The organism is Persicitalea sp. (assembly GCF_041751555.1).
Classification (GTDB): Bacteria; Bacteroidota; Bacteroidia; order Cytophagales; family Spirosomataceae; genus Persicitalea.
This window is the reverse complement of the sequence record NZ_JBGSXF010000386.1, coordinates 1-13,222: the sequence shown is the minus strand read 5'-3', so window position 1 is coordinate 13,222 and position 13,222 is coordinate 1. Positions and strand designations below refer to the sequence as shown.

The following is a 13,222-nucleotide window of genomic DNA, read 5'->3' as shown; positions in this document are numbered from 1 at the left end:
CCCGAACACCAGCGACATTTTGAAAGCAGAAAACTCGCGTCTCTCAACCGTTTGGTAGTAGCACCCGAATACCGGGGTCATGGGCTGTCTGGTCAGTTAGATGCCATCAGAATTGAAAGCGCCAAAGCGCTGGGTGCGGAAGTGATTATAGGCTTTCCGCAGCTCGTCCGCATACAATCGCTCCGTCGCAAAGGCTTCGAAATGCTCGATGAACTACCCAGTATTCCCGAGATGCCTGACCGCCCTTTTTTTGTCATGAAAATGAATCTTAATTAATTCGTTTCTATCTCCCCGAGCATTCCCAATCCGATCACTTTCAACTATCAGTTCAGATACTTTTTACAAAAAAACTATATCGCCTACTAGACCTCAAGGAGGAAGAAAAGAAAACCGTCGGCTTGTTCGTCGGTTACTCGTTCTGTATGGGCGTGGCGGTGGCGATTTTCTATACGGCCACCACCTCGCTTTTCCTGATCTCCTTCGAGCGCACGATGTTACCTAAAGCGTACATTGCGGGCGGCTTGGTTGTGTACGGGCTGGGCGCTGTAACGAGTTATGTGCAACAGAAAATTCAGTTCTTCAAGCTGGCTAATGGCCTGATTTATTTTCTGATGATTTCCGTTTCGGTGCTGCTGATAATGTATCAGTTCAGCAACATCAAATGGTTGCTTTTCTTTCTGTTCGTTTGGAATCGTGTGTTTGTATTTGTCAACGGTATCACGTTCTGGTCCACAGCTTCCAAAATCTTCGACATTCAGCAGGCCAAGCGACTGTACGGCCTCATCAGCACGGGTGAGGTAGTATCGTCCATCCTCAGTTTTTTCTCGGTGCCTTTATTGCTCAAATTCCTGGCGACTGACCAGTTGCTGTACATCTCAGCGGGAGCGGTAGTTGGCTGCATCGTACTTATGAGCCTGATCGTGCGGCGTTTTCCCAGGCAACTTTCTGTGGTTCAAGAAACAAAGGAAGCTACGGGCGAAAGAGCCACCACCACGGACGACACGCGCAGTTGGCGGAGGTTTCTGGCCAATCCATACTACCTGCTGGTATTTTTGTTAGCGATGCTACCGGTTGTGGGTTTATTTTTCGTGGATTTTATGTTCGCCGTCGAGTCAAAGAACGTCTTTCCTGACAAAGAACTGCTGGCGGGATTCCTCGGTACTTTTTTCGGTTTCTGCGCCCTTTTGGAGTTTTTGATCAAAACAGTTTTGTACAACAAGGTCATCAGCAAATTTGGCCTTACGTTGGGCATTGCATTGCTCCCGCTCACATTGCTTTTCAGCCTGGGGTTGGCGGTGGGCTATGGGACGATTTTTGGCACCACATCCCTCTTCTTCGCTTTCATAGTCCTGAGTCGCTTTTTCATGAGTTCAGTACGAAAATCCGTAAACGAACCTTCCTTTCAGGTCTTGATGCAGCCCATTCCCGGCCCGGAGCGAGCCAACGTGCAGAGCCGCATTGAGGGCGGGCCCAAGGCTTTGGGCAACATCGTACCGGGTGTCATTTTACTAATTCTCACGAGTATGCCATTCGTAGGAACGGTTGAGATTGCCGCCTTCTTCCTGCTGATTCTGGCTGGTTGGGTTTACGCGTCCATGAAAGTGCAGAATCAGTACCGAGGCGTCCTGCGGGCCACGCTGGCAAAACCCGTCACTGGGTCAAGGCTGGTTGTGGATGAAGGAGATTTTGGTGCTTCGCCGATCCCTGATAGCGGCGACGCCTACCTCGGGTTAGCGAACCGCCTGGCGGCTCGTAAAAAGTCAACCCTGAATTATGAGCGCAGCAGTTTCGAGTTTATCCTAAAACTAGCCGATTCGGCCCACGAACACGACCGCATTCTGGCCGCACAAATGCTGGGCGAGTCGGGACGCTACTACGCATTCCGCCACCTCGCGCGGCTCATGTCCGACGAGGCTATCGACGTAAAAAACGCGGCGATGATTGCTGCCGGATCGGTGCGCAGCGCAGAACTGTGGCCGCTGCTAATCGCGCAGCTCGATTCCGAAGACTCGCACGAGGCGGCAGCTTACGGGCTGCTGGGATCGGGCGAAGGCGGCGGGCGCGACGCCGTAGTACGAGAATTGAGCCGCAGCTTCGACCGGGCAGCGGGCAACTTACGACTACAAACACGCCTCATCCGACTCATTCGGCAAATCGGCGGCCCGAAAGCCACCAAGCTACTGCGCCCGCTCATGCACCATCCCGAAGCTGCGATCCGCGACGAGGTGTATAGTGCACTGGCTCACTTGGACTACCAGGTCACACTCACCGAACGCGGCGGGGTCGCTGCCGAAATAGACGCCCGCATTGGGCTGTTGGTGTGGCTACTGGCTGCGCAGCACGACCTAGAAGAATACGACGAAGAATCACCGATCCAGACCGCTCTCGAAAGCGAGAAACGGCAAGTTCTGCCCAAGATTTTCACACTTCTGTCGCTGTTGCCAGGCAATCAACGCTTTGAAGATGTGAGTAGACTATTACTCGATAACGACCGCGAAACCTTCGGTTACCTGCTGGAAGTGATGAATATGACGCTGCCCGAAGAATGGAAGGACAAACTGATCCCGCTCTTCGAGGACCAGCCCCTGTCTGAAAAGCTGAAGCGCAGCGCCGAACACTTCGCCCAAATCAGTCTGCCGACCGAGGAGCGATTGAAGGATATCGCCAATAACCATTTTTCCCGCATCACGGCCCGGCTTCGCGCTACCGCCCTGGCGACCCTGGCCCAACGCGAAACGGATCACACGCTTACGCTCGCCGCCCACGCTATTTCGCCCGAAGAAATCATTGCCAGAACCGCGTTGAAAGCTCTCTACCGCCAAAACCCAATCCGCTATAGGGAACTACACCAAACCATGCAATCCCAAAACGACACCTTTCATCTCAAAATCTGCCAAAGTATTGAAACAGCCGAAGGTTCAAATACTGCGACCCTTCAACTTTTAGACCTTTAAAAAAATGCCCGTCCCCCTCCCCTATACCGCCCGCTTGCTTCGCTGGACATTGTTCCTGAGCGTCCTCGTGGCGTGGGGGCCAGCTTCCGGGCAGGATGAGGTGGCTAACCGCGAAATCGGCAATCCATTGGCAGAAGTACATTCGGCGAAGGAATACAACGCCCATGGCCAGAATTTCGCGATTGTCCAGGACAAGCGCGGGCTAATGTACTTTGGTAATTTCGCGGGCGTGCTGGAATACGACGGCACCGCCTGGCGGACAATCACGACGACGAATTACGGTAAAGTATCCTCCCTCTACCTCGACAACGCAGGCCGGATTTTTGTTGGCGCCAACGGCGAATTCGGGTACTTGAAACCTGACGCAAAGGGGACACTGAATTTCGCCAGCCTGAGCGAACGCATAGCCACGCCCTTCGGCGAAATTATCAGCATCGTCGGGACACAGGCAGGAATTTATTTCATTGGCAAAAAAGACATCTACCTCTGGAACAAGCGGCTCGTTCGGAAATGGCATACCGAAGACCTTATTCTATCGGCCTACTTCGTACAAGGGCAGATTTATTTCTACCAGAAAAAACGCGGCCTGGGACTATTTGACGGCAATAAAATCCTTCCCGTGACGCTATCGCCACAACTACCTGCCTTGCTCGACATCGTTACCGTGTTACCTTATGACGCGCAGAATATCCTGGTGGCTACCAGCAATCAGGGGCTTTTCAAGATTTCCAACAATTTGATGAGTCGCTTCAATGCCCCGGCCAACGGCTACCTAAGTACTAATCAAATAAGTTCGGGGTTACGGCTCGACGACAACACCTTTGCGATGGCTACCCTACAGGGCGGCATCGCCCTGCTTGATCGGGACGGACGCATCTTGCAGATCGTACGGGGCAAAGAATTTGAAGATACTCAAGCGAACAGCCTGTTTCAGGGTCGGGGAGGGGTGCTGTGGCTAGCCCTGAACAACGGTATTGCGCAAGTAGATATTCCGTCGCCCATGTCGGTGTTCGACGAGGCCGTGGGTGTCAAGGGCGCGGTGAACCACCTGATGCGCTACCGGGACCGCATGTACGTCGGCACGTTGAACGGTCTGTATATTCTCGATGGATTAAGGGTCGGTTCAGTTGGCGGACTAAACGCCAGTTGCTTTTACATAGCAGAGGCCAACGGCGCATTGCTGGCCGCCACGAGCAAGGGCATATACCGGATCAACGGAACATCAGCGCAGTCGCTTTCCCGCGATTTTGCACTATGTCTGCATCCACTGCGCAACAATCCCAGAATAGTATTTGTGGGTTTGGAAAACGGGTTGGGCATTCTGGATCTGGCCCGCAACAGCTACCGCCAGGTACCGGGAATCGACGATCAGATCGTGGGCATTAGTGAAGACAACGACGGTCATATCTGGCTCGAAACGTTGTCGAAAGGCCTGTACCGCACCGACGCCCAAGCCGGCCAACGCAAACTTTATACAAAGGCCGATGGCTTGTCGACGCTACTGTACAACAAGATCGTCAATAGCCCGGAGGGCCTCATCGCCTGGAACAAAAACGGCACGTTCCGCTACAGCGCGCAGAAGGACGCATTTGAGCCCCACAATCTTTTTCAAACTGACAGTACGGCGGCCAATTACTGGAAGGGCGGCATCGTTCCCGACCAAAATGGCAATTTCTGGACCACGCGTGGCGACGAGAAATTCATCACTTATTACAAAAAAAGTCAAAACGGCTACCAGCCGGTCACACAGCCGTTCCGTGCCTTTTCCGACCGCAGCTTCGACGTCATCTATCCCGACGCCGATAGCCTGGTGTGGTTTGGCGGACCGGACGGAGCCATCCGCTTTGACCTGGGACAGCCCGATGACTACCTGAAATCATACCCGGCTTTGCTGCGCAAAATCAACTTGAAAGCCGACACGCTGGCATTCAATGGCTATCGAAAGGGCGATGTCACGCTGAAAAACTCAGTGCTGAACCCGGAGCGTACGCGCATCGCCTACGCCTTGAACGACATTAGCTTCGCATTCTCAGCCACAAGTTTTAACGTGGGGGAAGAGTTGGTTTTCAAGTACATACTGGAAAACTATGACGACACTTGGTCGGACTGGACGGCGCAGAACCGCAAGGAATACACTAATCTCGCGCCGGGCCGCTATCGGTTTCGGGTGAAGGCCAAGAACATCTATGAATTGGAAAGCGAGGAATCGGTCTTCGAGTTTGTGGTTGCTAAGCCGTGGTACCTGATGTGGTGGGCTTACCTGCTGTATTTCATCGTATTGACTACCATCCTTTATTTCCTCATTCGGTGGCGATTACGGGCTTTGGTGAAGGAAAAAGACCTGCTCGAAAGCATGATTCAGGAACGCACCGAAGAGATTTTCAGCCAAAAAGAGGAGTTGGAAGAACAGTCGCAAGAACTGGGATCCAAAAACGACCAACTGGAGAAAATCGACCAGATCGTGCAGTCTATCAACTCCGAGATCGAATTTACCAGTCTGTTTGAGACTGTGCTGGCCAGGCTTGACATTATCCGCAATATGGAGAGCGCCACGGCACTGATCTACGATCAGGAGTCCAGCAGTTTCCGCTTCAAGGCGGCGTATGGTAATCTCGACCTCGCACAATTGGAACCGCTGCAACTGACTCTGCAACAGGCCGAGGAACGCTACCTTAACAATGCTGTTGAACGGGCAGAGGATGTGTATGCTCGCAGCGACGCGCCCTTCATACCGATGGGTAATGCCCTGGATACGTTAGCGGAACCAAAATCGCTGATCACGATCGTCATCAATGTCGAAGGTCACGTGGAGGGCTTCATCACGCTGGAAAACACTACCCGCGCCAACGCCTTCGACCAAAAGGATTTCGACATGATCCGCAATTTGAAAGAACACCTCATCGCGGCTTTCATCAAGACTAAGATTCTGGAAAATCTTGAAACGACACTTTCCAACCTGAAAGTGGCGCAGGACGAACTTATACGACAAGAACGGCTAGCGTCCGTCGGTCAGCTCACGCGAGGCATCGTGGATAGAATCCTGAACCCGCTGAACTACATCAACAATTTCTCGGAGTCATCGAACGAGCTCATCGAGGAGATCGTAGAACTGGTTCCCACGAAAGACAGCCAGTTGCCCGCGGAGGTAGCCGACGACTACTTCGGCGACCTGGAAATGCTAAAAATGAACTTAGTGAAAATTAAGGAACACGGTAATAGCACGACTCGCATCGTAAAAGACATGCAGCGGCTCCTGAAGGAAAAGTCTACCGATTTTCTGGAAACCGACCTGAATACCTTCCTGGAAGGCAAAGCAAAGTCTGCCTATCAGGAACTACGCAGTGAAACCCGCGAAGAACAAACCGAACTTGAGATAACCTACGCCCTCGAAATCCCCTCGCCCAAAGTGCGAGTCCTGCCCACCGAAATGGGCAGCGTAATCGGCAACATCATTAGTAATTCTTACTACTCTACGCTTGAAAGAGAAAAAGTGGAAAAAGGTTATCTTCCTCAGTTGCAGATAACGTCCAAAACAATTAAAAATAAGGTAGTTATCCGATTCAAGGACAATGGGAAGGGGGTACCAAAAAAAGAGATGGAGCAAATGTTCAGCCCATTCTTTACTACCAAGCCCACTTCCAAAGGCACGGGTCTGGGCCTGTACATGAGCAAGGACATCGTCGAACTCCACCGGGGGCTGATCGAGATAGAATCGGAAGAAGGTCAGTACGCAGAGGTAATCATTATGCTACCTACTTATTGACTTTGGCGGAAGTGCCGGAGTTGATCTGAACAACTAACCGTCAACATCATTGACCTTTTAACCCACGAAACCCTAAAGTTGCGAAAACAGATAAACGTTATGACTATGGAAACAATAAGCCAACAGGAAGACCCAAGACGAGCCAATGCTTTGCTGACGGAAGAAGTTCAGCGATTGAGTCAGGAAATTGAGGCAGCACGGGAACGGTTTACGCAGCAGAATCGGCTGGCCGGAATTGGACAAATTACGGCGGGTATCCTGCACGAAATCAGAAATCCTGTCAATTTTGTCAACAACTTTTCGCGGCTGGCGCTCGATTTGGTGGCAGAAATGAAGGAAATGCTGGAGAAGATGCGAACGGAGTCCGCATCGGAGGACTTGGATGAGTTGGATGAACTCGCGGGTATGGTGGAAACCAATCTGACGCGTATTTACGAAAACGGCAGTAGAGCGGAGCGCATCGCGCAGAGTATGCTGGACCAGACCCGCGACGACAATCGGCAGCTCGCACCTACCGACCTCAACCAAATGCTCGAAGAGTTCACAAAACTAGCCTACCAGGGTGTCCGTGCCCACGACCGGGAATTCAATGTGTCGTTCACTTTCGACCTTGACCCGAATGTGGGCCATGTAAACCTCATGCCCAACGAGTTCGTTCGTGTTATCATCAATTTGATCAACAACGCCTGCTACGCCGTGAATGAAAAGCGCAAAGCCCCGCCCAATCCAGACTACGTGCCGCGCATTACCGTCCGATCGGTACGCCACGAGGGTGGCATTGAAATCAAGATTCGCGACAACGGCGTCGGCATCCCCGACGAACTGGTGAATAAAGTGTTTAATGCCTTTTTTACCACCAAACCTCCCGGCGAAGGCACCGGACTTGGTCTTTCCCTCAGCCTGAAAACCATCGTCGAAACGCACAAAGGCCAATTAAGCGTAACCACCGAGCCGGGTGAGTTTACGGAGTTTATTATCGAGCTACCTATCAACTTGGAATGAGTGATTGAGAGAATTAGTGAATACTAGACTCGGAATTCATTTTTTTCATTCTCTCAATCACTCATTCACTCATTCAAAATTATTATTCCTATGAAAATCTTAAACGTAGATGACGAGCTGGACATGGAAATGCTCATCTCGCAGCGGTTTCGAAAGCAGATCCGCGACAAGCAGTTTGAATTTGTCTTTGCCCACAACGGCATCGAAGCCCTCGAAAAGCTGGACCAACACGAAGACATAGCCCTTATCCTTTCGGACATCAATATGCCTGAAATGGATGGGCTAACTTTCCTATCGATGGTCAACGAGCGAAAAAATCCGGCTTTGAAGGCCGTTATGGTATCGGCCTACGGAGACATGGACAACATTCGCGTCGCCATGAATCGCGGTGCGTACGATTTCATTACCAAACCCATCAACTTCGAGGATCTGGAGATCACGATCAATAAAACGATCGAGCACATCAATATGGTCAAGCTTTTCCAACAAGAGCGCGACCAACTCGTGGCGATAAAAAACGATCTTGACATCGCTAAGGAAATCCAGCAGTCGATGCTGCCTAAGGAGTCGCCGCCATTCCCCGACCGCCTCGACATCGACCTCCATGCTTTTTTGGAACCTGCCAAGGTAGTAGGCGGCGACCTGTTCGATTATTTTTTATTGGATGAAGATCACCTGTTTTTCATCATCGGCGATGTATCGGACAAGGGCATTCCGGCCGCACTGTTCATGGCGATTACGAAAGCCATCGTCAAGAGCCATTTTTTGAGTCCTACCTACGAAAATCTAACGGACGAGGTGCGGCAGGTAAATCATTTTCTAAGTACGAACAACAACTCCTTCATGTTCGTGACGGCATTCATGGGCATCATCAACCTGAAAACAGGCCTGGTAGAGTACATTGACGCCGGCCACGAGCCGATGCTTATTCGCCGGAAGGATGGCACGGTTGAAACAGTCGAAAAGCACGGTGGTCTGGCTCTGGCCATTGACAAGGACTACGCCTACACGCCGCAAACCTTGCAACTGGCGCACGGCGACACATTCTTTCTCTATACCGATGGTGCCACCGACGCCAATAACCGAGAAAATGAACGCTACGGTTTTAAAAAATTGGAGGAGCATTTGCAACAATTATCCGGCGAAGAAAGGCCCAAACAAATCAATGACAGCCTGTTAGCAAAATTGAAAGACTTCATCGGCGAAGAGGACCAATTCGACGATATTACAGTTTTGACGATTCATTATAAATCCTAAAAATCCATTTTATCAATTACATCCCGCACGATTTCCGAAAAGTACGCCCCGTTGTAGGGGCCGAACCAGTTCATGGTTACAGTTTCGTAGAGGTTTTTATCAAAGTGGCGGTCGGCGGTGATGTAGCCTGCATAGGCGCCGTCGAAGCTGGTTACCATCAAGTGCAGGCCACGGGCATTGGCGTATTTAGTAAGCTCCGCCATAAGTTCACCAGAAAAATCGCAGGGCAAGCCTACCAGCAGCACATTGCCCACGCGCAGGGCCTTCACGAATGATGGGTAATCGCCAAACGCCCATCGGAACACCCACGGACGCAGCGCCCAGGTTGTGTTGAGACGCGGGGTAGGCTCCCGCAGCGGCAGGGCTACCGTGAAGGATTCTAAAATATTGACGGATTGGGGATTTAGGACACCCAGCTTTGATTGAATGGCCGTTTCTACGCCGTCGGATACGCTGGACAGTTGTGTAAACTCGCTTTCGGTATCTCCCTGCGGCCCCATGCTGCCCACGGCCCCGGCCAAAAAAAGCGCAAAGTCCGCCTCGCCGTCTTCCAGCGAGTCCACCAGTGCCCCGGCGTAGTCACGCGAGAGGGACATCGTACTGGAACCCAGCGTAGTGGAGTGCGCGGCGTAGGAACTGAGCAGCGCCGTGCGCCCGTCGGCTCCGCGTAGTTGCAGGTTGCGCACCCAGGGGTCGATGGTGGCCCGCTCCCCCGTCAGGCGATTGCGGATATCCGTCGTGTCCTGCACCTGCATATATCCCATTTCTACTGTTTGCCGAGTACTTTTGGCCCGCTGAATAGCCTGAATCATGGCATCGGCGATGCGCTCGACGACCGCCGGGTCGTAGTCGCCCGCGAAGAGTTCGCCTGTGATCGTATCGCCCCAGCCGCCGATGCTACTGTGGCTGTGCGTGGCTCCGAGATAAACCTGCCCGAAGGTAAGGCCCACTTCCGGCAACCGCTTTTTCAAAGCCTCCGTAACGGTGGGCGGCACAATGAGCAAATCCGCCGCCACGATCGCCGCCTGCGTCAATCCATTATCTAAAAAAATCGCCCTTACGTACACCGAATCATGAACGCTTTCGTAGGGCTTACCCCAGCGATTGCCGTAGCCTGCCATTGGGCCGGGCTGCGGCGGCGTAATATTGGCCTTGGCCCAGCCCGCCCGCAACGGCTGCCCCGTAGTGTCCGCCACCACCCGCACCGCGCCAATATTATCTTTCCACGCGCGGTAGTAGTCCATCTCACGGTAAGGCGTGTAATCGATCGTGGTAACGGCGCTCGCCACAAAAAGCAGCAAAGCGACCAGAATTCCAGCGAGTATTTTGAGGAAGGTTTTCATATCAAAGGGGCATTCTTCGGCTCCGCTCAGAATGACAACAAAGGAGCAGATTGTTGTACCACGTAATTGGCAAAGTTCGGAATTACTGGCAGCTTTCACTAAAATTACGCCTCAATTCATACCTTCAATCCTGTGGGGCCATACAGCTCAACTCTCAACGCTCAACTAAATGAAACCCTACCTCCTAGCCGAAACCAACTACAAAGCCCTCCAAGAAGAAAAGTTCGAGCTGGCTATCCTGCCCTGGGGCGCGACCGAAGCCCACAACTACCACCTGCCCTACGGCACCGATGTATATGAAGCCGACCACATTGCCGCCGAGTCGGCCCGCATTGCCTGGGAATGGGGTGCCAAGGTCGTCGTACTACCCACGGTACCTTTCGGCGTCAACAGCGGGCAGACCGACATCCTCCTCGACCTCAATATGCACCCCAGCACCCAACTCGCCGTGCTGAACGACCTCGTGGAAGTCCTCGACCGGCAGGGAATCCGCAAGCTAGTGGTACTGAACAGCCACGGCGGCAATGACTTCAAACCCATTTTGCGCGAGCTGGGCGTAAAGTACCCCCGGATGCACCTTAGCTTCTGTTTTTGGTTCAATATTCTGGATCGCCAAGGGTACTTTGAAGAAAAAGGTGACCACGCCGACGAACTCGAAACCAGCGTGATGCTGCACCTGCGGCCCGACCTGGTACTTCCCCTAGAAGAAGCGGGCGACGGCGCGGCCAAACAACACACCGTCGCCGCCTTCCGCGAGGGCTGGGCATGGAGCGAGCGCAAATGGTCGCAGGTAACGGCCGACACGGGCATCGGCGATCCCCGAAAAGCTACGGCGGCGAAGGGAAAGCAATTTTTCAAGGATTTGACGGAGAAGTTGGGGGGATTTTTTTATGAGTTGGCGAAGGCGGAGGGGATGTATGAGTAGGCAGTAAAACATTGTTCGTCCTAACCGTGTAGCCCACAGGCACCTACCTGATTCGGGCTATCGATGGCAACAACCGCCAGGGTGTCGTGCGCGTCAACAAGCAGTAAGGACAAGACTTATTTCAGGAATCCCTGCTTTTAAAAGGCGGGCTGCAAGTGTGCGGCCCGCCTTTATTTTTTCAACAAAGCACAGAAGTACTTGATCAGATCCCCCCTTTCAGAATGCTGTAAATGGACATGCTGCATCGACTGTATAAATCCGACACAATAATTTGAGATCATATTTGCCTCTCTTTTTGGCGATTTTTTTTTCTGGAATACGATTGCTTACCGGGTCAAGATTACCGCTTGATAACTTTTCAGGAAAATTTAGGCCATTACTTTTAGGACTTTCGCTTAAACAGCATGAATAGTAGGATACATCAGTTGTTGAACCAAGTAGTCGGTGAACAGGCCTTGCCTAACTTGGTAGATGGTGGTCTTCATCTGCTTGGCTTTGACTTTGAGAGAAACCCATGCATGATAGCAGCAGGCCAGATGATTGCGCTGCGATCGGGCCTTGCGGCACTGGCACTTTTCCGAACCCGTTAACTGCTTGAAGCCCCTGTGGAATTCCTCCACTTGCCACCTGTTGTCGTTCTTGATCTCAGCGACGAACAGGTTTACAGCGTGGTCAAGGTCATTGGTGATGACCCAGTCAATGTCGCCGTTTGGGGCGACCATCTTGAACAGTTTTACCATGAAGGGGCATTCTTTCAGCTTGACGGTCAGTCCTTTGACCAACGAGAGTTCGTCAAAGCACAACTCGTCCAGGTGCTGGTAGCCGACGGCCGGGTCAAGGTTCACCAGGCGGTTGCTCTTCAGTGTGGTGAAGAAAGTCCAGCCGCTGCGGTGAATGAGTTTGAGGTTGTCCACCGAGGCGTACCAGGTGTCGAAGAGTATCGTCCTGGCTTTGAGCTGCTTGTGGGTCACCAAATGCATGAACATCTCTTGGAAATGATCATTCTTGGTCTTGCCGTCGTCCTCGGGACTGTAGACGCGGTAGTCGATGGGCCAGAAGTCGCCGTCGTTCCCCGAAGAGTGAACCAGGTTGACCAAACCGATACCCTTGACTGTACCATGTTCATTGCCCGAGTATTGTCGCTTGACCAGTTCGATAAAATTGGAATACTGCTTGTTCTGTATGCTGTCGTCGGCGATGACGACCGAGGTTTCCGAATCCTCGATGTGGGGAGCGACCGAAGCCCACAACTGCGAGGGCGTGAAGCGTTCACGCCGCAGGAAATCGCTGACCGAGTCGTGGCAGAGGTTGGGCTTGTGGTCGGCTAGGTTGGTGCAGGTGTAGTTGAACGGCGTGCTCAGCAAGTACTCTATGTATTCTTTTTTCTGTAACATCCAGTAAATTTAATCGTATTTCAAATCAGAAGCGAAAGTCCTAAGTAGTTGAAAATGATGTTCTGGCCATCGGCATCGGCAACCAACTCGCCGTCCACGTAGAGTCCATAAGCTTCGCCTTTCTTTCTGACCTCCAAACCTTCGAGATCCAGCGTTTCGGGTTGATCGCCCGTAAATTTCAGCGTTATTTCCATGTCCACCATGTCATCCGCAACTTTTGTGAGGTCGATGGTACCCGAAATGGTTTTGCCCGCCTGCGTGAAGGGCATTTTAGGGATGTCCAGTACATCGGCACCCGACCCGAACTTGAAGGAAGTCAGATTGTAAGTACCAGCGACAGCTTCGGCGGGCGTTTTGGGTACGGGATCTTTGGTTTTACAAGCGGTGAAGGCCGAGACTACAAACAGAAAAACAATGAGCTTTTTCATAATAATAAGGTTGTTTTGTGTCATTGATTACCATTAATCAACGTTGCAAAACTACCGGGCGGGAGAGCCACTCACAATATGCTGTTTGTATGATTTTTGGGGTCAACTACCGCCCCAAAAACTTATTGACTGCCTCGATTTTGGAGTGTACCTGCA

9 protein-coding genes are annotated in these 13,222 nt (G+C 52.0%); 6 read left to right on the top strand and 3 right to left on the bottom strand.

Annotation, left to right across the window (positions count from 1 at the left end):
* The 5 genes from ACEW8P_RS13715 to ACEW8P_RS13695 all read left to right on the top strand — a co-directional run.
* A partial coding sequence (locus tag ACEW8P_RS13715) for a hypothetical protein (RefSeq protein ID WP_373513645.1) occupies positions 1-276 on the top strand: 276 nt, incomplete at its 5' end.
* A 122-nt stretch (positions 277-398) separates the two neighbouring features.
* Positions 399-2,954 (top strand): hypothetical protein, encoded by a 2,556-nt coding sequence (locus ACEW8P_RS13710; protein ID WP_373513644.1) that lies wholly within the window; start codon positions 399-401, stop codon positions 2,952-2,954.
* Positions 2,955-2,958: 4 nt separating this feature from the next.
* Positions 2,959-6,717: an ATP-binding protein gene (locus ACEW8P_RS13705; protein ID WP_373513643.1), complete on the top strand. Its 3,759-nt coding sequence runs from the start codon at positions 2,959-2,961 to the stop codon at positions 6,715-6,717.
* Positions 6,718-6,822: 105 nt separating this feature from the next.
* Positions 6,823-7,719 carry a sensor histidine kinase gene (locus tag ACEW8P_RS13700; protein ID WP_373513642.1) on the top strand — a complete coding sequence of 299 codons (897 nt, stop codon included), beginning with the start codon at positions 6,823-6,825 and terminating at the stop codon, positions 7,717-7,719.
* Between the two features lie 90 nt (positions 7,720-7,809).
* The gene (locus ACEW8P_RS13695) at positions 7,810-8,976 is read left to right on the top strand and encodes a PP2C family protein-serine/threonine phosphatase (protein WP_373513641.1); all 1,167 of its coding nucleotides are present in this window, start codon (positions 7,810-7,812) and stop codon (positions 8,974-8,976) included.
* Here the strand turns inward: ACEW8P_RS13695 and ACEW8P_RS13690 are convergent.
* Positions 8,973-10,319, bottom strand: coding sequence for a neutral/alkaline non-lysosomal ceramidase N-terminal domain-containing protein (locus ACEW8P_RS13690; protein ID WP_373513640.1), 1,347 nt, complete (start codon positions 10,317-10,319; stop codon positions 8,973-8,975). The genes ACEW8P_RS13695 and ACEW8P_RS13690 overlap by 4 nt on opposite strands.
* A gap of 169 nt (positions 10,320-10,488) precedes the next feature.
* Here ACEW8P_RS13690 and ACEW8P_RS13685 point away from each other — a divergent pair, with 169 nt between their 5' ends.
* The gene (locus ACEW8P_RS13685) at positions 10,489-11,244 is read left to right on the top strand and encodes a creatininase family protein (RefSeq protein WP_373513639.1); all 756 of its coding nucleotides are present in this window, start codon (positions 10,489-10,491) and stop codon (positions 11,242-11,244) included.
* A 395-nt stretch (positions 11,245-11,639) separates the two neighbouring features.
* Here ACEW8P_RS13685 and ACEW8P_RS13680 read toward each other — a convergent pair whose 3' ends face one another.
* Together ACEW8P_RS13680 and ACEW8P_RS13675 are read right to left on the bottom strand one after the other, a co-directional pair.
* Positions 11,640-12,638: a transposase gene (locus ACEW8P_RS13680; protein ID WP_373513638.1), complete on the bottom strand. Its 999-nt coding sequence runs from the start codon at positions 12,636-12,638 to the stop codon at positions 11,640-11,642.
* A 20-nt stretch (positions 12,639-12,658) separates the two neighbouring features.
* Entirely contained in the window at positions 12,659-13,066 is a 408-nt protein-coding gene (locus ACEW8P_RS13675; protein WP_373513637.1) for a hypothetical protein, read from the bottom strand.
* Between the last annotated feature and the right edge of the window lie 156 nt (positions 13,067-13,222).